This window comes from Parabacteroides caeci (genome assembly GCF_023656795.1).
Taxonomy (GTDB): Bacteria; Bacteroidota; Bacteroidia; order Bacteroidales; family Tannerellaceae; genus Parabacteroides; species Parabacteroides segnis.
This window is the reverse complement of record NZ_JAMOKT010000007.1, coordinates 79,813-101,412: the sequence shown is the minus strand read 5'-3', so window position 1 is coordinate 101,412 and position 21,600 is coordinate 79,813. Positions and strand designations below refer to the sequence as shown.

The 21,600-nt window shown below is 46.8% G+C and carries 24 protein-coding genes; 7 read left to right on the top strand and 17 right to left on the bottom strand.

Translation table 11 applies throughout. The features are described 5' to 3' along the window. Positions 1-3: 3 nt before the first annotated feature. The 4 genes from NBH15_RS05410 to NBH15_RS05395 all read right to left on the bottom strand — a co-directional run bounded on the left by NBH15_RS05410 (position 4) and on the right by NBH15_RS05395 (position 3,210). Entirely contained in the window at positions 4-774 is a 771-nt protein-coding gene (locus tag NBH15_RS05410; RefSeq protein WP_233567601.1) for a site-specific integrase, read from the bottom strand. Beyond that, a complete protein-coding gene (locus NBH15_RS05405) occupies positions 741-1,220 on the bottom strand; it encodes an Arm DNA-binding domain-containing protein (protein WP_233567600.1) in 480 nt (159 codons plus the stop codon). The genes NBH15_RS05410 and NBH15_RS05405 overlap by 34 nt, the downstream gene beginning before the upstream one ends. 528 nt (positions 1,221-1,748) lie before the next feature. Further along, positions 1,749-2,624, bottom strand: coding sequence for a nucleotidyl transferase AbiEii/AbiGii toxin family protein (locus tag NBH15_RS05400; RefSeq protein WP_250822144.1), 876 nt, complete (start codon positions 2,622-2,624; stop codon positions 1,749-1,751). 4 nt (positions 2,625-2,628) lie between these two features. Next, positions 2,629-3,210: a type IV toxin-antitoxin system AbiEi family antitoxin domain-containing protein gene (locus NBH15_RS05395; protein WP_057256633.1), complete on the bottom strand. Its 582-nt coding sequence runs from the start codon at positions 3,208-3,210 to the stop codon at positions 2,629-2,631. Positions 3,211-3,456: 246 nt separating this feature from the next. Here NBH15_RS05395 and NBH15_RS05390 point away from each other — a divergent pair, with 246 nt between their 5' ends. Beyond that, positions 3,457-4,344 carry a DUF8464 domain-containing protein gene (locus NBH15_RS05390; protein WP_005656963.1) on the top strand — a complete coding sequence of 296 codons (888 nt, stop codon included), beginning with the start codon at positions 3,457-3,459 and terminating at the stop codon, positions 4,342-4,344. Positions 4,345-4,415: 71 nt separating this feature from the next. On the opposite strand, the gene NBH15_RS05385 is transcribed toward NBH15_RS05390, so the two are convergent. The 3 genes from NBH15_RS05385 to NBH15_RS05375 all read right to left on the bottom strand — a co-directional run bounded on the left by NBH15_RS05385 (position 4,416) and on the right by NBH15_RS05375 (position 6,174). Beyond that, positions 4,416-5,195 carry a DUF4121 family protein gene (locus NBH15_RS05385; RefSeq protein WP_057256645.1) on the bottom strand — a complete coding sequence of 260 codons (780 nt, stop codon included), beginning with the start codon at positions 5,193-5,195 and terminating at the stop codon, positions 4,416-4,418. A gap of 384 nt (positions 5,196-5,579) precedes the next feature. Further along, positions 5,580-5,882: a helix-turn-helix domain-containing protein gene (locus NBH15_RS05380; protein WP_008675094.1), complete on the bottom strand. Its 303-nt coding sequence runs from the start codon at positions 5,880-5,882 to the stop codon at positions 5,580-5,582. Between the two features lie 7 nt (positions 5,883-5,889). Further along, the gene (locus NBH15_RS05375; protein ID WP_032598767.1) at positions 5,890-6,174 is read right to left on the bottom strand and encodes a helix-turn-helix domain-containing protein; all 285 of its coding nucleotides are present in this window, start codon (positions 6,172-6,174) and stop codon (positions 5,890-5,892) included. A 470-nt stretch (positions 6,175-6,644) separates the two neighbouring features. Here NBH15_RS05375 and NBH15_RS05370 point away from each other — a divergent pair, with 470 nt between their 5' ends. Next, positions 6,645-6,938, top strand: coding sequence for a helix-turn-helix domain-containing protein (locus tag NBH15_RS05370; RefSeq protein ID WP_005636803.1), 294 nt, complete (start codon positions 6,645-6,647; stop codon positions 6,936-6,938). A 56-nt stretch (positions 6,939-6,994) separates the two neighbouring features. Beyond that, on the top strand, positions 6,995-7,699 hold the full coding sequence (locus NBH15_RS05365; protein ID WP_005656955.1) for an NYN domain-containing protein: 705 nt from the start codon (positions 6,995-6,997) through the stop codon (positions 7,697-7,699). Positions 7,700-7,782: 83 nt separating this feature from the next. On the opposite strand, the gene NBH15_RS05360 is transcribed toward NBH15_RS05365, so the two are convergent. The 10 genes from NBH15_RS05360 to NBH15_RS05315 form a co-directional block, all read right to left on the bottom strand. Then, positions 7,783-8,574 carry a PRTRC system ThiF family protein gene (locus NBH15_RS05360; protein ID WP_033572551.1) on the bottom strand — a complete coding sequence of 264 codons (792 nt, stop codon included), beginning with the start codon at positions 8,572-8,574 and terminating at the stop codon, positions 7,783-7,785. Further along, positions 8,571-9,272: a prokaryotic E2 ligase family D protein gene (locus NBH15_RS05355; RefSeq protein WP_033572556.1), complete on the bottom strand. Its 702-nt coding sequence runs from the start codon at positions 9,270-9,272 to the stop codon at positions 8,571-8,573. Before NBH15_RS05355 ends, NBH15_RS05360 begins: the two co-directional genes overlap by 4 nt. A 10-nt stretch (positions 9,273-9,282) precedes the next feature. Further along, entirely contained in the window at positions 9,283-10,392 is a 1,110-nt protein-coding gene (locus NBH15_RS05350) for a hypothetical protein (protein ID WP_057256634.1), read from the bottom strand. Positions 10,393-10,428: 36 nt separating this feature from the next. Then, positions 10,429-10,650 (bottom strand): PRTRC system protein C, encoded by a 222-nt coding sequence (locus NBH15_RS05345; RefSeq protein WP_005656951.1) that lies wholly within the window; start codon positions 10,648-10,650, stop codon positions 10,429-10,431. A 22-nt stretch (positions 10,651-10,672) separates the two neighbouring features. Further along, the gene (locus tag NBH15_RS05340; RefSeq protein WP_057256647.1) at positions 10,673-11,761 is read right to left on the bottom strand and encodes a PRTRC system protein E; all 1,089 of its coding nucleotides are present in this window, start codon (positions 11,759-11,761) and stop codon (positions 10,673-10,675) included. Between the two features lie 19 nt (positions 11,762-11,780). Further along, entirely contained in the window at positions 11,781-11,990 is a 210-nt protein-coding gene (locus tag NBH15_RS05335; protein WP_032598763.1) for a hypothetical protein, read from the bottom strand. Positions 11,991-12,008: 18 nt separating this feature from the next. Beyond that, entirely contained in the window at positions 12,009-12,221 is a 213-nt protein-coding gene (locus tag NBH15_RS05330) for a hypothetical protein (RefSeq protein ID WP_005656948.1), read from the bottom strand. A gap of 295 nt (positions 12,222-12,516) precedes the next feature. After that, positions 12,517-14,289, bottom strand: coding sequence for a DNA topoisomerase (locus NBH15_RS05325; RefSeq protein ID WP_250822143.1), 1,773 nt, complete (start codon positions 14,287-14,289; stop codon positions 12,517-12,519). Positions 14,290-14,363: 74 nt separating this feature from the next. Beyond that, on the bottom strand, positions 14,364-14,639 hold the full coding sequence (locus tag NBH15_RS05320) for a DUF4099 domain-containing protein (protein WP_007219032.1): 276 nt from the start codon (positions 14,637-14,639) through the stop codon (positions 14,364-14,366). A 54-nt stretch (positions 14,640-14,693) separates the two neighbouring features. Further along, the gene (locus tag NBH15_RS05315) at positions 14,694-16,529 is read right to left on the bottom strand and encodes a DUF3945 domain-containing protein (protein ID WP_005656944.1); all 1,836 of its coding nucleotides are present in this window, start codon (positions 16,527-16,529) and stop codon (positions 14,694-14,696) included. An 854-nt stretch (positions 16,530-17,383) separates the two neighbouring features. Between NBH15_RS05315 and NBH15_RS05310 the strand changes: the two genes are divergently transcribed. The 4 genes from NBH15_RS05310 to NBH15_RS05295 all read left to right on the top strand — a co-directional run bounded on the left by NBH15_RS05310 (position 17,384) and on the right by NBH15_RS05295 (position 21,598). Further along, positions 17,384-18,607 (top strand): tyrosine-type recombinase/integrase, encoded by a 1,224-nt coding sequence (locus tag NBH15_RS05310; protein WP_007219033.1) that lies wholly within the window; start codon positions 17,384-17,386, stop codon positions 18,605-18,607. Between the two features lie 492 nt (positions 18,608-19,099). Continuing rightward, positions 19,100-19,648 (top strand): UpxY family transcription antiterminator, encoded by a 549-nt coding sequence (locus NBH15_RS05305; RefSeq protein ID WP_034754716.1) that lies wholly within the window; start codon positions 19,100-19,102, stop codon positions 19,646-19,648. A gap of 24 nt (positions 19,649-19,672) precedes the next feature. Beyond that, positions 19,673-20,779 carry an MraY family glycosyltransferase gene (locus NBH15_RS05300; protein WP_250822142.1) on the top strand — a complete coding sequence of 369 codons (1,107 nt, stop codon included), beginning with the start codon at positions 19,673-19,675 and terminating at the stop codon, positions 20,777-20,779. 24 nt (positions 20,780-20,803) lie between these two features. Beyond that, on the top strand, positions 20,804-21,598 hold the full coding sequence (locus NBH15_RS05295) for a polysaccharide biosynthesis/export family protein (protein ID WP_007219036.1): 795 nt from the start codon (positions 20,804-20,806) through the stop codon (positions 21,596-21,598). Positions 21,599-21,600: the final 2 nt, after the last annotated feature.

Genomic DNA, 21,600 nt, shown 5'->3' with positions numbered 1-21,600 from the left:
TGATTATATGTTCTTAGAAAATTTCTCCATATCATATAATATTGAATAATCTTGTACTCTTGCGTAGCGCTCTGTCATTTTTACACTAGAATGCCCCATCATTGCAGCTACATTTTTAATTGATGCATGATCTGCTATGAGAAGAGTCGCAAAAGTATGCCGGGCTGTATGTGTGGTAAGCTTTTTGTTTATACCACAAACATCCGCTATTTCTTTCAAATAACTGTTCATCCGTTGATTCGTATCTACTGGTAATACTTTTTCTTTTGCTATACTGATTTTGTCATTTTTGTATTTTTCAAGAATTTCACAAGGTATTTTTGATACAGGAATAATTGCTTCTACACCTGTTTTGATTCTGTTTCTAATAATCCATTTGTTCCCATTTGAATCTACAAAGAAATCACTTTCGTGTAAATCATGAACATCAATAAAAGCCAATCCTGTCCAACAACAGAATACAAATATATCCCTTGTCCGTTCTAAGCGAGGAATAGAAAACTCTTTATTGTAAATTCTCATTACTTCATCCATTGTGAGAACGTCTTTTTTAACCTTTTCTTCTCTGAATTTGATTCCAAGAAATGGGTTGATTTTTATCCATCCGTTACCTAGTCCTATGTTGATAATCTTCTTGAAGCATTTCATGTAACGTATGACAGTATTTTGACAGAGATTTTTGTCCACTTTCATGAATGTCTCAAATTGTATTATCAGAGCTTTGTTTATGTCTTTTAAAGCTATATCCGAAGCTTTTGATTGACGAGCATACATTTCTTGAAATATAGCAAACAAAGTTTGTATCGGCCTACAGTGATCTTAGCAAGATCAATGCCGATTAAAGATTCCATTCGGTCAATTTCTTCCTGGAATACGGCAAAAAACATTTTGCATTGATTTGCTTTGCTTTTTTTACCGATGAATCTGTCTTTGATTTCTGAGAGTGTAATAGGTAACCCTTCATCTTCTAAATTACGTAATATCTCATATACCTGAGAGCGGATCGACTCAAGATACATATTGATCTCAATGGAAACGCTATCTTTTCCGATGGCTCTTTCTTTTTTCTGGTTCCATAATTTTGGTAGCACTCTTCTTTTTAGTTGTAACTCGATTCTTTGTCCTGCAAGAGTCATTCTCATATAAATAGGAGATTCCCCAGTTTTTAATAGACTAACTCTTCTGATCATGAACAATAACGAAAATGTTTGCTTTGCCATTTTTTCTTCCTCCTTTGATTAATTAATAACTTGTTTCTGAGCCACAAAGAAGAATAGGTGGTAAAATGGTGAAATGTTGTGAGTTAGGGGTAAATTCGGGAGGGAATTGAGCCTTAAAAAAATCCTCCCCGAATTACACACCTTGAAACCGCAGGATTCGGTGTATTTTTCCTATTGGATATAAAAGGAAAACCCCTGAACTCGCTTTGAATTCAGGGGTTTGCTTCATTTTTCCTCTTTAATAAGTGGTGCCACCAGGAATCGAACCTTTTGCTTCGGTTTATTCTAACTCCTTGAGTGACTGTACACTTATTACTTTATCTTTTATGAAAGCCATTGAATTAGCATCACACTAAATTCATCGCTTTTCGTAATTGTCTTTGCAATCGTCATCTCTTTGACAATGTAAAGGTAGATAAAAAGTTCGATTTCCGCAAATGTCAATAGGATTTTTATGAAATATTTTTTGCTCAAACCTGATAATGTTCCTAAAAGATGGCTAAGAGCCTGTCTAAATCTTACTCAATTCTATTTTGAGAGTTTCATCCAGTATCTTTCAGCCATAGGCTGTAGCCTGTCTCTTATTGCCTTCATCACAGTATCGAAATCAAGTGCCTCTTTCCATTGAATTTTTCTAAGAAAAGCCTTCCAACGGCTTATGCGTGCCTCGTCTGTAACAAAACTATCCGTAAACAGTTGCAAATCGGGGTTGTATGCAAGCCCTCGATTGTCAAACGTCGCTTCGATAGTGTCATACAAAGCGTCGTCATTCAAACTTCTCTTCGTCAGGAGCTGATAACAGTCAAAGAAATCTTTCATGCGACTGTTGAGAACATCACGGTCTATCATCGTATGGAACTTCTCGGCAATAACGGTTTCTAAAGAATATGCCTGTATATTCACAGAAGGGATATCCGGTAAAAGCAGAGGAAAGTCTATTGTTGTTGGATGTGGAATGACGACATCGCCAAAGCCAATATCTACAGACATATTATAAGCTATGGTATCCATATGGGCGGTAAAATAGAATCTTGTACCAGGATATTTCTTTTCGACCGTGATCGGTTCTATTTTGATACTTCCCGCGTCAAATGATACCCCATCTTCATCGCATACGATACCCAGGATTTCTTGGAAGACACGAGCCAGGAAATCCCTGTCACGACTGATCCTGTCCGCCATAAAATCCACATCAACCGTAGGACGAGCCTCAAGTCCGTTCATGGCATAAAGCAAAGAGCCGCCTTTCAACAAGAAATTGTCCTTGTACTGGCTTACAGAAACCCTGTAAAGCAGTCTCTCGTTGAAGTACCTTGCCAGAAGATACATGTATTTATAGCCTGTCTCATTCATGAGGTTGAGCAAGCGTGTCTTTACAGACTTGCCATAGTTTTTCTTTCCCATTATCTTATTCTATTGCGATTTCGAGGTAATTTTTCAACGTGTTAAACACTCTTAGGCGCTTGGCGTAATCCTGCAAACGGGCGAGATTACGGTTCGGCTTTTTCAGATAAGTACGTATTACTTCCGCGCAAACGTCCAGGCCAATCTTGTTCCGGTACTTCACCGCGTCACAAACACTTCGTTCCATATCAGTAATATGAACTTTATATCCCGATATATCCGCATCCATAATCCCAAACTCCAAGTTCTCTTTTTTCCAATAATAAAGTTCTATAGGCAGGACGTGTGGAAGTACTACTTTCCTTTTATTGGCAATGGCTATGCAAAAAGCAGGCGGGACTGTCGTAGACAGTTGATGATATGTCCAGGCATTGTATAGGCATACAACACCATTCGGTATTATCCTCTCCACGTCTATCATCGTGTTTAGCAATGCCTCGGGAGCGGCATATACTCCATGACGCAATCTTATCAAATCGCCACGTTCTTTAGCCCGCAACACCTGTTTATATTCCGACAGGTGAGATATATCCGTTGTGGATATAGTCCCTCCGAGAGACGCAACTTTATTAACTATATCATTCATATAATCCACCTTAGAAGTTCTTTTTCCATTCGCAAAAATACGATTATTTTCCGAATGACAGGTAATATTCTACGGTTAATTTACAAAAACGCCGTAGAATACTATCAGTATCCGTTTTTCATATAAATCATATCTATAGAAGAAGCCCTGTGCCATCTGATGATTTCTGACGACATCTGATGACATTGCTTTTCATGTTTCAGAGATAAAGCGGTTCTTTGCCTAAATCCATGAAAATGAGATGTCATGAACATACAGGAAGCAAAGAACATCAGGCTTGTTGATTTTTTAGCCGGATTCGGACATGAACCGGTAATACAGCGTGGGAACAGCGTATGGTACAAATCGCCCTTCAGGACGGAAAAGGAGGCCTCTTTCAAGGTAGACCTCCATAAGGAACTATGGTATGACTTCGGTCTGGGGAAAGGAGGGGATATTATAACATTAGCCAAGGAGATTTATCGGACACAGGATGTAAGCCGTGTGTTACGGTGTATTGAGGATAAAAGGACGGTTTTGAAGCCGGCTACTGTCTCCTGCCCTTTTGAAAAAGCGTATCCCGCCTTTCAGGACTTGAAAATCACGCCTCTTGCCAACCGGATACTGCTTGCCTATCTGGAGGAACGGTGCATTGATACGGAAACGGCCCGAAAAGCATGCAAGGAGGCTCATTTTAAGCGGAACGGGAAAAATTATTTTGCCATCGCTTTCCCTAATATTTCCGGAGGGTACGAGATACGGAACAGGTATTTCAAGGCTTGTATCGCTCCCAAGGACATCAGTTGTATCATCAGCTCACCGGAGAGCGGGATTTGCTATATTTTTGAGGGGTTTATGGATTTTCTGTCTTTCAGGGCGGCTTTTCCATCCTTGGAAGAGGGGGATTATATAGTGTTGAATTCTGTCAGTAACTTACAGAAAGCTTTTTCTTTCCTTTCACGATATGATGGCATCTGTTGCTGTCTGGACAATGATACGGCCGGAAAAAATGCGGTGCAGGCATTAAAGGAGAAATACGGAATCCGTATATGCGATCTCTCGCATGAATATTCCGGATATAAGGACCTGAATGAATATCTGTGCGGGAAAAACAACCGGCTCCATAATAATAGAGGAATTGAAAAGACAGTCTGATGGTGTACCCTCGTTTCCTTCCTGCCGCACGTGGCAGGAAGCGGGTTGATTTTTAATGCGGCGATACTGTGTTAATAGTAGAATGTGGTCAGATGTGTTTTATGGTCTTTTACAATCTTTACTTCCTGCATCTGTCCGTATATCTCACGCACGGATACCGGACAGTCCATCTTTTCCCATTCTTCCGGGGAAATCCTCATGTCGGAATGCCTGAAACATAGCATGACCATTTCCGGAGAACCCTCTTCTGCGAATATGAAACCTTCATGGTCGTCGACAAACTGCCTGAGTCCATCCTCATCCTTGCAGGATATTTCTCCGGTGTACATATCCCCGCCCGGCCGGGTGTTTTTGCGGATATGGATTTTGAACCATTCCCGGCTTTCCGGATGTTCAGGTGCGTCACACTCCCACAGGGCTATTTTCGCATCGTAGTAAACCTCCCCGTTTTCACATGCCCCGTAATGCCCCCAATGCTTGAAACGGCCGGTAGTCCATGTATTGAACCTTACATCGCCTGCCTTTACCAACACGCACTCACCGCCATGCATATCGCATTTGATGCCCTTTTTATCCTGGGACACGAACGGGACACGGGAGAAATTCCGGAGCACGATGTTATCTCCATACACGGCATCGACGAAGAACGGCCGGGAACGTTCACCGTATCCGGAAATAAAGAACAGGCTGTCACCTGTACGGGGATACCGGTCGGAACGTGTCTTTTCGATGTGTTCCACCATTGCGTTCGCTTTCTCTATGTCTTCCCGGACAAGCCCGTGCATCCGGTCATACCAGTAGTTCAAGCGGATGAACGTTTCCTTGCAATACTTGTTTTTTGTTTGGATCATGGTCTTTTTTATTTTATGGTTAAACATGCCCGGCTTTGGTAAAGCCGGTATTTCTTTTCTTATATGCATCCGTTTGTCTTTTGCCCTGATTGTGCAAGGCTTGGCGAAAAAATACCGCAGCGAAGCGAGGATGATTTTTTCAGCCAACCGGTCCAAAGGACCGCCTTGCTCGATCAGGGGCAAAAGGCTACCTTTGCAGGTAAGAAACAGAAATGCGGAACACTGCTTGATTCCAAGGTGAAAAACCTTTGCCTCGCAACCTGATCTACACCCCCAATAAAATCCGGCAAGGAAAATCTGTTTTTAAAAGATTCCTTGGTTCATATGTCTTACATTGAACAGTATAAGGAAGCACTTGAAGTCCGGATATTTCCCAAACGGACATTACCGGTCATCAAACGCCTCCACCCTGTTTCTTTCCAACAAAGCAAGGATGTCCTTCTCCTTATATAGTAATTTGCCTCCTATCTTGTAGTAAGGCAGTTTGCCGTTTATCCTGTACTCTGCCAGCGTCCTGCGTGTCAGTTTCAACTGTTCGGCAAGCTCACAATCCGTAATGTAACGTTCTCCGTTCAGAACCGGACGTAATTTCTCCTCCTGCTTGTCCAGCATTTCGGACAGGCTGTCTATGCTCCGGAAAAAACGAATGATTTCCGGGGTTTCTTTGGTCAACAGGGATTGGATCATCTTGCTTTTAAGGGGTTATACGGTGAATGTTGTTTTCCATAAAACAGATAATATCCTGACGCTTGTAATACACCTTACGGTCTATATAACTGTAAGGGATGGCCCTGCTTCTGCGAAGCTGCAACATCTTTCTTGGAGAGACGTCCATGAGCATGCAAGCCTCCTGGTTGTCAATCCAGTCGTCCATACCGGATACGCAACTTCCGCATGTTTCACACATTTTTTTTACAACGGCTTCCAGAGCCTCATTCATTTCCATGAATGTTTTAGCCTCGATACATACAAACTCCATAAACTTCATTTTTTGTCGGATACGAAAATATGAAAGGGAACATTCATGTCCAAAAGGATGTCGTTAAATGACATCAGATGTCATTAAACGTCATATGTAACAGAGGGCTGCAGGGGCAAACTTCAGGAAAATGCTCTGAAATAAATATTATCAACCATATATGTTGAATACCTTGTGTGGAAGCGTCATCAATTTATCCGGTTTTAAGAATATAGGCGGGGTGGTATCTGTAACTTGTAAAGTTTACATTACGGACTTTACAATTTTACACTTCAAAATTTTACACATACCATCCACTGATAAAAATTACGCAATATTATTTGATTGATTATCAACAGAATGCAATATATAACTAAGTTAATACCGGCACTTCGGCATAGATTTTTCACTAAAGATGGCATATACTCTCGAAAGTGCGCACAAGAAAGGGTATTTCAGTAATAACCTTTAAAAGACAGGAGAGATACGCCATGATGTATATAGACAATGAAGTGCTTGAGAAGATGATAATGACCATAGTGGAAGGTTTTGACCGCATAGAAAAGAAGCTGGACAGGATGGGGCGTGTGAAGGATTTCATGAACGGGGACGAGCTGCTGGACAATTATGATATAGCCAGGCTGCTCAACGTGTCGCTGCGGACAGTCGCCCGTTACCGGGAAAAGGGGCTGATCCGCTATTACCAGACGGACGATAACGGAAAGAACTTCTACAGAAGCTCGGAAATACAGGAATTCTTGCTGAAACGCGGAAAGAAAAAATGAACGTGGGGGTATCAATATGCGGAAGTTATGCTAACTTTGTTTCATAAACAGTTGTTATGAAGACAAATACCAATTCCAGATATGCCGTTGCGGTCCTTATTGACGGGGATAACGCTTCCTTTGAGAAGATGGAGGATATAATGGGCTTTGTTTCCCGTTATGGGGATGCCATCGTGAGACGAATTTATGGAGACTGGACGAAGAAAGCGCTTTCCGCGTGGAAGGAAACTGCCCGGGAGCATGGATTCAGGCTTGTACAGGCTTCCTCCCATGCTCCTGGAAAGAACACGACGGATATTGCACTGGTCATAGACGCGATGGATATCCTTCGTGACGGGCGGGCGGACTGTTTCTGTCTGGTAGCCAGTGACGGTGACTACAGCCTGCTTGCCCAACGGATACGGGAAGCCGGATTGAAGGTGCTGGGATATGGGGAGGGCAAGACTCCCGTATCGCTGGTACGGTCCTGTTCCGTGTTCCTGTATGCCGACCGGAAGGAAAACAAGGTTTCGGACAATACTCCCGAATTCTTTATCCGAAGGGACATGGAGTATTTTGACAAGGCTTTTGAGCAAGCGGCTGACGGCAAAGGGGAGGTGTCCCTTTCGCTGATCGGCGGCGCATTGAAAAAAATGATGCCCAAATTCAAGGTCAGGAGATATGGATGCAAGACATTGGGCAAACTCTATGAAAGGCTGGACCGGTATGAGCTGGTCATGACGGAAAAGGGAGTGGCAAGTGCCGTGCGGCTGAAAGGCTGAACCGCACGGCGGGAACAATCAGGAATCGTCAGTTTTCTTTTATGCATCCTTACCATGCATAAAAGAAAACTGACGTTTATTGTCTATATCGGAATGGGATTTATCCGTAGTGTATCGAGATTGAGATAGGCTCCCCGGTAGAATGTCCTTCCTTCCCTGAGCATACGCCACAGGATGTCGCAGCCGGTTTGTGCCAGTATGGAATTGATGAAAAGGTCCTGCTTCTGCAAGGCTTCCGCCAGCGAGCAGCTCGGCCCCGAATCCTTTTCCTTGATGGTGGAGTAGCGTACTTCTTCGGTAATGACATTCATGCGGGGAACGGGCAGGTATTCGTTGGAGACGGGCTGGAGAATCTTGCCACGGATGTTCCCTATCAGGACCTGTCCGGTGGTCCGGGCATTGCCGAAGTCCATCCAATATATGGGCGACCGCTCGTTGTTGGAAGTGTGTTCCCGGTGTTTCTTTAGGAACCGCCAGAGGTTCATCCGGGAGCGGATGTTGTCGGTGCAGGTGACGATAATGTTCGCCAGGGCGGGCTCTTCCCGGTCTGCGGAGGCTTTCAGCGGATAACGCTGCCCTTTTGCCTCCCACGAGAAGCCGAAAAAACGGTTGATGCGGGTCACAAGTGCCGCAGCCTTGTTCAATCCGAGTTCCGATCCGCTGAACAGCTGGCGTCCGATGTTCGCTTCCGTGACGGTATCGGGGTCGAAGACCGTCACGTGCAGTCCCGGATGTCCTAGCGCCTGTAATGCCACGCTTATCCGCGCCAGGCCGGTGGCCACCTGTGAGCCTGTTCCGCCCGCACCGATTACGAAGACGGTCACGGGATGGTAGGGATTGAGCAGGTATCTGTCTGTATAATGAATCTTTTTCATGCCAGTAAGTCTTTAAGTTGTTTGTTCATGGGGTTCAGTTCGTTCTCGTCAAACGGATTGGCGCGTGCCTTTTCCGTTACCGAGACCAGGTTGCTTCCGGTCGGATTCCTGTTTCCTCCCAGATGGGAGAATTCGCTGAGCCAGAAACGTTTTTCCCAATACTCGAGGAGTTTTGAGAAAGTCATGTCTTCCGGGGGGGGCAACGCGGCGTTTCCCAGACAAACACTGCTGCCCGTGACATTGAAGAAAGGGGCGAGGAAAAGCGGGCTGTTTTCCACCGGTTTTTCCCCCTTGTAGGAGAAAATGTCCAGCCTGCCACCGGAAACCTTGTAGATCACGCCGGGCACATGGAATATCCCGTCAGGAATATTCAGGCTTCCGGCAAAGAACATCTGCCGTTTTCCCGGAGGATTGTACCAGATATACCTCTCGTGCCCCTTACGCGTATCACACCACAGCATGTTGGCGGGGATTTTCCCGTGCGGCACGTTCCGCCTGTCATCCGTATAGGATTCCACCAGGGAGTCCATGAACTCATAGGTGACAGGCATGGCAGCCTCCATCCTGCCCCTGTCATTGATGGGATGCAGTTCGAGGTAATGCATTCCGTTCCCATAGCGGTTCTCACGGTATTCATACGCGATCAGTGCCGCCTTGGGCATCATCACCTGTTGTAATTTATTGGTCAGTTCATTCATATCGTTCATTTTAGAAGTTGTCAGCTATATGTTTTGTAAAACGTGCCAGCCATTTTGAAAGCTTTTCCGGGTAGTCGCCCATTTGGAAGAGACAGTCCGTTTCCGGTGTCAGAAACCTGTATGTGACCGGGGTAAGGGCATAAGTCTCCTGATAGTCCGAATTCATAAATCCTTCCATGCATTCAGCCAGCGTGTCACGGGTAGAGTAGACCAGCATGACCTGGCTTTCCATTCCCACCGGGTAAAAATCACGCTCCTCCTCATACGCCCAATCGTACAGGTAATTTGTGAGGTTCGGGCTTTCCGGGGTGATCAGTGCCATACCCTCCCTTATCAATTCCAGTAGTTTTTGTTCCTTCCCTTTTTTTGTCCGGTAATTCCGTGCAGCCTCTTCTAGAGAGTTGCAGAACGGTTTTCCCGACATCCGTTTGAGCGCTTTCGCCCGTTTTCCTGACTGGTAGGAATCCGCCAGCCGCTTGTTCGCCCTGATTTCTTTCGGGGAGGCGTCGGAATCCCGGTTTTCCCAGTCTTCCAGTTCCTCTATGGCGAAGTCATAGCAAAACGCCTCGGTGACATTGCAGACTCCGTGATGCCGGACGAATTGCCGGATGAACTCCCTGACAATGTTCCTCAATGGTATGGGAAGCCGTTCCGTAAAGTCGATGGGAATCCAGAACAATGTGGGTTCCGGCCAGTCGTGATGGCGGAACAGACAGAAATGGAGCCTTCCTTCTTTCTCTTCCAGATTGACACATTCCGGCACGCTCTCCTCCATCGCCTTGTACAGTTCGGTGGTTTTCAGACGGGGGCTGCCCCCTTTCCTGTATCGGAAAGGGAGCTTTATACCCATAAGTCCGGCATAGTTCGATGCCGATTGGTAGAGATAGTCAAAATTCTCCGGTGTCGTGAGATTGACCGGGGAACCGTCATATCCGTCCTTATGCCAAAAATCCGGTGCAAGGGGAGGAATTTTATCTGTCAGAAAATCATGACGCTTCCCGGTGGCGGCAGTATCCTCCTTTTTTGTCCCGATGTTCCTCTTCGGATGTCTGACGGGTCGGCCGAGCGGATAATGAGTCCCGCCAGGTTCTCCTTGGTTGATTCTGAGAGCTGTCTGCATGGTTTGTCCTCCTTTTTCTTTCTCTTATCCATACGCTTATCCTTTCACTCCGATAGTTGTCTTGAAGCGGTAGACCGCCTTGTCTTCCTCCCATTCCGGTCCGTGGACGGTCGCCGTTGTCAGTTCGGGATAGGTCATGGAGTAGAAGTCCATCACCTCGTTTACGGACAGGCTGCTGTCCGGGTCGCTCAATACCAGTTCTTTAGAGTCCTTCCTGAATTTGAAAATTCTCTGCAATCCTTTGATTTCAAGTGCCATAATTTCTCTTCTTTTATAAAGTTTAACAATATACCATGTCCATTTGTGCCATGTCCGTCATGCGGCATTCCTTCGGAAAATCCGGATATTCCGCATACGGGTCTTCCCTGAGCATTTCCCGGTCGTCCTCGCAGTCCTTGTCGAAGTTGTACATTGCAGCCTCTTGCGGTTGCCGGAGGTATTCACGCTCCTCATAAGTTCTTGCGGCCTCCTGTACCGGTGCATACCGTGGCTGTGGCGGAGCCGGTTGCATCCATTGCTTTTCGTCTATCCGTGCCTGTTGCATCTGTACTGGTTGATGAAACTGGATTCCTTGCGGTTGTGGAACTGCCTGTTGCGGAACCGGTTGCGCTTGTGGTACGGAAATAGTATATTGTACGGATTGTGTTTGCGGCTGTCCGGTAAATGGCGTTTGCTGTCCGGGATGTACAGCTGACCGGGGCGGTTGTGGTTGTGAAACGGGTTGCGAAACCGGAGCCGGCTGCTCGGGCAAAAACATCGGGATTTGCTCTCCGCTCCGGTATTGCGATGCCGGGGCTGCCGCCGGTTGCGATGCCGTCTGTTGTGGAGCTGGCTGCGGCTTGGACACTGACGGTTGTTCCATGCCGAACAGGCTTCCCTCTGACGCCTTTTTCTGTACTTCCACCATTTTTTCGTCGATTTCCTTTTGCTTGTCCGGAAGTGCCAGCACCTTTGCCTGCTTGAGCCATGTCAACGCTTCGGAATAGCGTTTGCCGGTCATGGCATCCTCAGCCTTCTTAAGCAGTTTTTCCATCTTTTCCCGTTTCTCGCGGACCTCTTTGGACTCTTTTTCCGCAGCAGACCTGGCGGCTTTGCTTTGTGAGACCGCCTGTTCCGCCTGTTTCTCGAACGTTTCCAGGTTGGTAAGGATGCCCTGCGCTTTCTGTACAGGTGTGCCGACAGCCTGCAGGAAGCCCGCATCCAGCTCTTCCGGCGTGCCGTTCAGGATGAGCGGAACGATGCGCTCCCCGTCCTTTACCCCCGACCGCCTGGGAACAACGGCCACCGTCAGGTTGTTGTTTACTCGTCTGATGTTGATACTCAGGTCTGTGCCTGTCGTGATCATTTGGTTGATTGCTTGAAAAAACATAATGGTAAAATTTAAAATGTTATACATAAGTTTCCTTGAAAAAATTCTTCAGGATTCTCTGTCTGTCCGGATTTGAGGCTATGCCTCTCAACGGCTCCAGATAGTAGCCGATACGTTTCGGTCCGTCCGTCGTATCGGGAATCCGTTTTTTAACAGGTCTCACACGGTTTGTGGCGGGCCATGCAGCCGGCATGACCGGAGCCGACGGGGTGAATGTAGCGGTTCTCATGTCTTTACGCTTTAAGGATTATACAAGCATGCCCATGACGGTCAGGGCAATAATTATTTTTACAATGAGGGTGAATGTCCTGAAGAGGAGGCTGATGAGCGTTCCCGACAAAAGGAACAGGACGGGCAGATACACGGGAATGATCCCCTTGCTGTAGAGCAGGCATATTCCCGTAAGCAGAACCAGTGAGACCGTTTGCTTGCAGATGTTTTCGATAAGTTGTAGTTTCATGTCTTTAAATTTTTAAGAATGAATAATCCCATCGGGATATGTTTTCCCGATTTTATAGGCCTCCGGCCCTTGGATTGCCTTTTTGCGCAAGGCTTGGCAAAAGAAAATACCGCAGCGAAGCGAGGATGATTTTCTTTTAGCCAACCAAGCCCCCAAAGGGGGCCGCCTTGCGGCAAAAACGAGGCAATCCAAGACTTTTGCCGCTTAAAAGCGGAAAAACGTATCTTGCACATATAAAAAAGAAGTACAGACAGACTGTCTGTACTTCCCTTGTCTTGTTGGCTTTGACATTTGTTTATGTGGTTCCCTGTGGTCGCTTTTCCACCGGATGGTTCCGGAATATCTCGCCTGTCACCTCATTTACCGTTTCCAGCACACCGTCCAGGAACTTTCCCTGCGAGAGTTCCCCCCGTTCTATCCGTGCCAGTTCTGTTTCCCATCCCGAAGTGAGGGAGGCGTCGGCTACCTTCATACCGCGTACCGTTTCATACAGGAAAAGCCCTTTAGGAGTCGGGACGACATATTTACCCGAATAACGGATGTATTTACGTTCCAACAGCGTACGGAGAATATTCGTGCGGGTGGAGACGGTGCCCAGTCCGGCCTTGTCCATATAATTCACCAGTTCCTCGTCCGTATAAGGGGAGACCGGTAACGATTTCTTATGTATAAGGCTGCACCCTGCCACCGGCAGGATCTCTTCCTGAAAAAGATCCGGTACCACCTGGTAAGGCATACAGCCTTTTGCGACAAGATGTTCCCTCTCGAAAATTCCGAGCCATCCTTTTTCCAAGATGCGGTATGTACGGATGCGGAATTTACGTGCGGCACACACCGCATCGACGGTTGTGTATTCCACCTTGCAAGGCGGCATGAACGTTTCAAGCACCCTGCCGACAATGAGCGTGTAAATCAGCATTTCCTCCCGGTTCAATTTACCGGGCTGTGTGCCTGTGATGATGATGGCATGATGCTCCATGGGGTCTTGTGCCTCAATACTGTCCCGTGGCGCGGCGAGGTCAACCGTACCGGCATATTGTCGGAACTCCTTGCAGGACAGCATCTTTTCCACGACAGGCGGCAGCATGTCATATACATCCTTTGGCAACAGGCGACTGGAGGTGCGCGGATAGGAAATCAGCTTCTTCTCGTACAGGCTTTGTGCAATCTCCTGCACCTGTATGGCCGTCAGGCTGTGGTAACGGTTCGCATCTTTCTGCAGTTCGGCCAGGTTGTAAAGTGCCGGTGCCCCGATTTCCTCCATCTGTTTCCCTACCGCTGTGATGCGGACACTTTTTGCCGCCTTGCAATCCTCGTACAATGCCAGTGCCTCCCGGCGGACCACAAGGTCGTCCACGTGGCGCATCTTTAAGATACGGTCATTCTTGCACAAGCTGATGAATACGGGCCAGCTGTCAGCCGGCATGTGGTTCTCCCTTTCCCGGTACCGTCTGCATATCTCCGCCAGTACGGGGGTCTGTACCCTGCCCAGCGAATTGTTCCCGAAGCCTACCGCCTTACAGATGGCATAGCTTGAATTGACCCCCAGGAGCCAGTCCGCCCGGTTACGGCTGTCCGCCGCAAGGAACAGGTTGTCGAACCGATCACATGGAAGGAGGTTCGCCATACCTTCCGTGATGGCCTCGTCCGTCAGAGACGAGATCCAGAGGCGGAGGCAGGGTTGTTTACATCCCAGAAAACCGTAAAGATGGCGGAACAGCATCTCTCCCTCTCGGGAGGCATCGGTTGCCGCGATAATGGTGTCGCATGCGTTGAGCACCTTGGCAATCACTTTCAACTGGAGCACCGCATTGATGTCGGGATTCCACCCGGTATCCGTCTTCACGTGCCTTACTGTCAGGAAGGAAGGCGGCAGGAGGGGAAAGTCCTTCCACTCCACATGGGCTGTCCCTGAATCCTTCGGCATTGCAAGGGAAAGCATATTGCCGTATGTCCATGTCACCATGTAGCCGTTCCCGGTCATATAACCGTTCTCTTTTCTGCCGGCTCCCAACACTCTTGCTATCTCTCTGCCCACGTTGGGCCTGTCAGTCACTATTGCGATCATATTCTTTTTCTTTTTGATGCCCCGTACCGGATTGGGCAGTACAGGGACAGGTTAAACTTATTTTATTTTTTTTGTTATTTCTTTGGAGATTCCTCCTGACGGATACCGTTGATTTCCATGATTGTCCTGTTGTTGTCACCGGGTACCAGTTTGAGTGTAGCGTCCATGGTCAGGCTGATTACCGGGGTACAGAGTTTCAACGGGATGATTTCCGACTCCTTGCCTTGCAACAACAGGTCAAGGTTGCCGTCCGCTTCCAGTTGCTCCTTGCTGATACCCACGGCCTTCAGACCGGGCCAATCAATATCTTTTACATTATAATTATAAGGGATGTTCCGATTCGTATTCATACGGTTTGGGGATTTGATGTTTGTAAAATTCATTTTGTTTCTCTCTGATTGGGGTTATACCGCTTGTTTTGCGCCCTTCTTTTGTTCCTGCTGCTGGCCTTGGGCGGTATCCGCCTGTGCTGCACGACGGGAAGTATCCCTGCGAATATCAGGGTTCTCTTGGAAATACTGCAACTGTCCGGAATAAGGGTTTACTTTCAGGTAGGAACTGAACGTTTGCCCGTTGTTTTTCAGTCCTTCGACCAGGAGGGTCTTCCCGTCCTGGAGGTTCGCCTTTTCCTGCGCCGTGAATACATGGCCGTAAACCTCCGCCGGGATACGTGGTGCCTGCTGCTCGTTGAACCCATCCGGCGTGCGTGAGTACATCGTCCTGCCGGTATTCATGTCCAGCTTGACAAATGCGGAGAATTCCTCTCCCTTACGGTTGATCATGTTTTCCAGATAGACGGCCTGCCCCTTGCGCAGGACCTCCTTGTCCTCGGCTGTCAGCTGCACGTTGCAGATTTCCTTTGGAATATAGATTTCTCCGGTTTCCGGATTATGACGGGTGTAATTCGGCCGTCCCGTCGTCTGGTCTATCGTGACAAACGCGGAGAAAGCTCCGTCCCTGTTCTTGAACTTCATGTCCTCGACCAGGATGGTATGTCCCTCGCTGAGCATCTTTATCTGGGTGGGCGAGAGTGGCACGCCTCCGATGGACTTCTCGTTGAATACCTGGTTCTTCGGGAAGATGAACTCCAACCCCCTGCGCTCGGCACTGTATTGAAGCGTGGCATCAAACTCCTTCCCCGCCTTGGAGGTCATCCCCTCCACCTTGACGGGTTGTCCCTCCTTCAGCAGTCTGATCTCCTCGTCCGTAAGTCTTACCCCGCTCACTTCCTGCGGGATGTAGACATGTTCCTGCCGGACGGCGACCAGCTCGTTGGTGTTTTTGTCGATGGAGATCAGGCAGGGGGTGTACTCGCTGCCACGCAGGTTGAGTTCCACCGCACGTCCCATGTTGCCGGTCTCACGCAGGTTCTTCTTGTCTTCCTCGCTAAAGTTAAACCCGAAATAAGGGCGTTCCAGTTGCGGTTCCTTGCGTATACCGTGAACGGCCAGCCCCACCTGCCCGTTCTCTTGCGGTATGAGCGAGAGCCTCGCATCCAGTTTGGCTGTCAGCACGCCGGGAATGTTAAGTGTCAGCGGCACCAGCTTGTTGGTCTTGTAACCTCTCAGCATGGAGTCAAGAAGTCCTTGCTGTTCGAGTGTCGCCTTTGAGATACCGATCTTGTCCAATCCCTCCCAGTCGATCATGTTCTCATTGTAACGATAGCGCGGGCCTTGCGGCTCTTGTGGCACCTGCTGTGCCTGCGGTTGCTGTTGTTGCTGGGATGCTTGTTGTACCTCACTCTGTTGCAGGGGTTCCTGCGGTTGCGTTTCTTTTTTTGCCATGGCTGTCTCTTGTTTATTCATGTTTTGTTCCTCTTTGTTCTCTCTCGGACGGATCTCGTAGCGTTTGAGGAACTCCTTCACCACGTCCGTCTTTTTCCCTTCCGCCAGGTCCTTGATCGCCTGCTTGTTCACCTTGTAGTCGTGGAAGGTCATGCGGAGCAGGCGGAAATGGGTCGGTTCCTTGAACTGGCTCCAGAAATTCTTGATGAAGTTTTCGAGTATGCTCGAGTTCTTGTCGAATTTCAGGAATGAGTTTTCATTCTTCTCGTCCGCTGGAACCGTCTTGACCTTCCCGTCCTTGTCGATCTCGCTGACCACTTGTACACCGGCTTTCGGATCGCTCTTGTTATGAATCATCATCAGCTCGGTGATCTGTTCCACCAAAGGGGCATCGTTCATGACCTTCGGTTTCCGGGGCTGTCTAGGCTTTTCGTTCGGGCTCTTTTCTTGTGCCATACCTTTTCTTTTTGGGGTTAATAAATTGCTTTGACACTTCAAAAATATGGGCTAAATCCGAATAAAACACTGATTTTCAAAAAGGTGTCATCAGGTGTCATCAGATGTCATCAAATGTCCGAAAGACTGGTTTTCCGTGAGAGAAACATGCCGTGAAAACAAGGATATGGTATGCAGGGGAAGGGCGAAAAAGCCGGCACGGGCGCAAAGGGAGGATTATGCAGAGCAGAGGGAGCTGAAGTCCCTGTCTTCTCATGGGGCGGCGTTTTTTTCATAAGACATTGCCAGGTCTGCCCATATATCCCGTACTTCCTGCCGGATTTATTAGGGATATAAAGGAGGCCCTCCTTTTTTCATCAATGACACGGTCATGCGTCGCGTCGGTCGCAGTGAGTCCCTATAATCTTTCCCGAAATCAAAACCATTGTCCGGGCGTTTGTTTCCATGTGTATTTTCCGCGACTTGTCGCAAGGAAAATACTCATGGAAAGCGAAGCCGGAACGCCCGTGACAATACGGTTTTGATTTATCTTTGATTATAGGGAACTCGCTGGTATCCGTCTGTTTTTCACGAATTTCCCAGAAAACATATACAGTCTTGTTGTTTATACGAAAAAAATATTTCTAGACTTGTCCCACGGAAAAAATGTCGCTTTTTATTTTCGGACTTTGATTCTTTACGAGGCTATTCGGACTGTCTTTCAAGATGATTTACAGAGTTTGGCATCGGCAGCAAGTGATATTCGGTGTTCCAAGCGGAGAAGCGGAATCTAGGACTAAATATTTTCTTCCTTCAACAATATAGCCCACGGGTTGTATCTATGTACCTATTATTCATCATAAAACAGACTATATATGGCTACCATTAAATTAAAATTCCGTCCATCGACGGTACAGGGTAAGGCTGGCACACTCTGTTACCAGCTTTGCCACCGTCAGGAGAACAGGCAGATTACCACCGACATGAGGATATTTCCCGAGTGGTGGAATGAGACGAAACGTGAACTTGTCACTGTCCCCGGCAATGAGAGAGTCCTGACCGTCTACCGGAAACGGGCGGAAAAGGAGATGCGGGACATCCGTGAGATTATCCGTGAGCTGGACTGTAGCGGAGAAACATACACCTTGTCGGAAATACTCAACCGCTATCGCTCCCTGCCTTCCGAGTCCGGTTTCCTGTACCACATGAAAAAAGAGATGGAAACGCTTTGGGAGAACGGCCAATACGGTACCTCTCGTAATTACCGGCGTGCACTGAACAGTTTTTCCACTTTCCTGGATGGTAACGACATTCCTTTTTCGTCGTTAGATTCCGCCCTGGCGTGTCGGTATGAGGCATGGTTGTGGCAACAAAGGGTAGCGAGAAACAGCAGCTCGTTCTATATGCGGATTCTGCGTGCCGTTTATAACAAGGCCGTAAAGCAAGGTATTGCGGTGCAGACTTTTCCGTTTCGTGAGGTTTATACAGGAGTGGCTCGCACATCGAAGCGTGCCGTGGATGAGGAAACCATCCTGAAACTTCAAAGGATTGACCTATCGGATTCACCGGCTTTGGCACTTTCCAGAGACATGTTCGTGTTCAGCTATTGTGCCCGTGGCATGGCGTTTGTGGACATGGCATATCTGAAAAAAGAGAATGTGGACAGCGTGCGAATTACCTATTGTCGCCATAAGACAGGCCAATACTTAACATTACATATCGAACCGTGTATGGCGGTGATATTGGAACGATATGGGCAGGTTTGTCCGGAAAGTCCATATCTTTTCCCCATCCTTACCGATGAACAGCCAGATCAGGCTTACCGGCAATATCGGACCGGGTTGAACTACCATAACCGAAAATTGAAACGGTTGGGTAAATTGCTTGGCGAACCATTACCTTTGTCCTCATATACGCCACGCCACAGCTGGGCTACCGCCGCACGCAACCACGACGTACCGATTGCCGTCATCAGTGCGGGGATGGGACACAGCAGCGAAAGGACTACGCTTATTTACTTGGATTCTTTGGACAATGCCGTGATAGATAATGCGAACGAGAAGATTTTGAAGAATTTGAACAGTACCGTCTCTATGTAAGAGAGGGTAGAAATACACCGCAAATGTAATCATTTTCAGCAAAAAAGAAAAATAAAACAGCCATTTAATTCCTTTTATTTTACCCCCCCCCATTTGTAAATAAATGATTATCAACTATTTATGGTTATTATTTAAAACAAATTAAAATAATATTGTAATAAGGATGTAAAATGAAAGGAGACTGTCTATTTCTCTTTCGAGCGTATTTTTGAGTTGAGAACTGAGCAGACCGAGTAAAAATGGATTCTTATACAAACATACGCAATTGATTATCAACAATAAAGATGTTTGTACCGTTTCTTACATAGAAACGGTACGAATACGGGGTTACGGTATCCGCTCACTGTAGTCAGGAGCGGCCCGCATTCTGGAAGTCCTATGAAGGAAAAAGCCAGATTAACCTTGATTGCTGTATCTTCCTTATTTGAAAAAACAGAAGGTGCAGGAATGGAAATTATATCCTTTTTATTAACCCAGCAACATTACTTTTTGTTGAACATAGAAACACACACACACGAACATTGGTTCGCCCTAAAAGTATTTTATAACAAAGTTTTCGAGATTGAGGATATATTGAAAAAAGACAAGATCGAGACTTACATTCCTTGTGAGGAAACCTTGATGGAACGTAACGGCATAAAGAAGAAACTCCGTCGTCCGGTCATTAATTCGCTTATGTTCTTCCGTTCAACCGTTTGTCGTGCTTTGGAAGTACAGCGACAATTCACCAATAAGGTAATCCTATATACAAGACAGAAGGGATTGAAAAGACTTCCCCTTGCCATTCCTGATCGGGAAATGAACATTTTCATGCTGGTCACCTCGTCCGGCGAGCAGGGAATGGAATATTTCGGGGAGGACAATTCCAAGTTTCACCAGGGAGAACGTGTACGGGTCATTGACGGAAAGTTCAAGGGAGCGGAAGGGGTTATCTGCCGGATTAGGAAGAATCGCCGTTTGGTGGTCACCGTCCAAGGCGTATGCGCCGTGGCTACTTCCTATATTCCACAAGCCTTTCTACAACGGATAGGGCAAGATTAAGAAAATCATCAAAAGAATCATATAGTGGACATTCTTCATTTTATCGAATTTGCCTTTATAGTCATAGTCGGCTGGACATTGAGTGCGATGGTCCTGCCTCGCATTTCGTTGGTCTCTTTCCGACGTCGCCTGTTCGACTCAGTGGACGAACGTAAGTTGCATACTGCCCATATACCAAGGTTAGGCGGTATCGCCTTTTTCCCTTGTATCACAGTTACGGTTTCGCTTGCCATTATCGGTTACAACCTTTGGCAGGGCTATAACATACTCGACATGGACTTGACGAACCGTCTGCTTTCCATGCTCTGTTGTCTGTTCATACTTTATCTTATAGGTATGATGGATGACCTTATCGGTGTACGTTACCGTTCCAAATTTGTAGTGCAAATACTTTGTGGCATACTGTTGGTGATTTCCGGGTTATGCTTCGACAACCTATACGGGTTGTTCGGTATTTATGTCATACCTTATTACATAGGAGTGCCGTTCACAGTATTCGTCATCGTCTATATCCTGAACGCCATCAATTTGATAGACGGCATTGACGGACTTGCCTCTGGGTTGAGTATTATCTCATTCCTCGCTTTCAGCTGCATGTTCATCCATTTGCAATGGTGGATGTATGCCTTTATCAGTCTAGCTGCTTTCAGTGTGTTATTGCCGTTCTTTTATTATAACGTATACGGTAAGATATATCGGGGACGCAAGATCTTTATGGGTGATACCGGTTCGCTCACTATCGGGATGCTGCTGGCAGTGATGGTCATCCGTCTGAGTATGTCCGATCCAGTGAAAGAGAGTGCCTTTCCCGGTAGCATTGTGATAGCTTTTTCTTTTTTGATTGTACCAATGCTTGATGTGATACGTGTGGTTATTCACCGGTTGCGTAACGGTAAAAATCCATTTCTTCCAGACCAGAATCATATCCACCATAAATTTATAGCCTTAGGAATGTCCCAACGTAAAGCGATGGTAAGCATTGTTATTATGGCAGCTCTTTTTGCATTGGGAAATTGTTTTTTGATTCATTGCCTTTCCGTAACAAACTTGTTTCTGTTGGATGTGGCTGTTTGGACGGTGATTCATTGTTACATAACTATGAAAATCAACCGAAAACATAAAGTAGAATAATTAACTGTACAGAAAAAATAAGGTATGAAATTTCATTTAATTAAATTGTGCTTCTTATGCGTGTTGTTGGTGTCCTGCAATACCTCCAAAGAAATTGTCTATTTTCAAGATATCGTAGTTAATCAGCCCGAAGCGATTATCGGGGCACGGGATATTACCGTGCAACCCAAAGACCAGATTTCCATTATGGTGTCCAGCAAGGATCCGCAATTGGCGGCCCTGTTTAATCTTACACGGGTACAATACCGTGCCGGATCTACCGATTTGCGTACCGGAAGTAACAGTGGTGAAATATCCGGTTATACGTTGGATGATAAGGGAGACATTGATTTTCCTGTTATCGGGACACTGCATATTGCCGGTATGACCAAGAGCCAGATTGCCGCCCTGGTAAAGAAAAGGCTGATGGAAGAGAATCTGGTAAACGACCCGGTGGTCACGGTTGAGTTTATGAACCTTTATTTCTCTGTGTTGGGCGAGGTGAAAACTCCGGGTAAATATGCCATAACAAAAGACCAGATTACTCTTTTGGAAGCCATCAGCGTGGCGGGTGACCTAAGCATCTACGGAAAGCGGGATGCGATATTTGTCATCCGTGAAGAAAACGGCGAGCGTGTAACCCATTGGGTGGATATCCGCTCGAAAGATCTGTTTAATTCACCGGTATATTATCTGAAACAGAATGATGTGGTGTATGTACAGCCCAACAAGGTGCGTGCCGGACAAAGCACCATTAATGAGAACAGCGTGAAATCGGTATCGTTGTGGATCAGTATCGGTTCGTTCCTTTCCTCGTTGGGAGTTTTACTGTTCAAGTAATG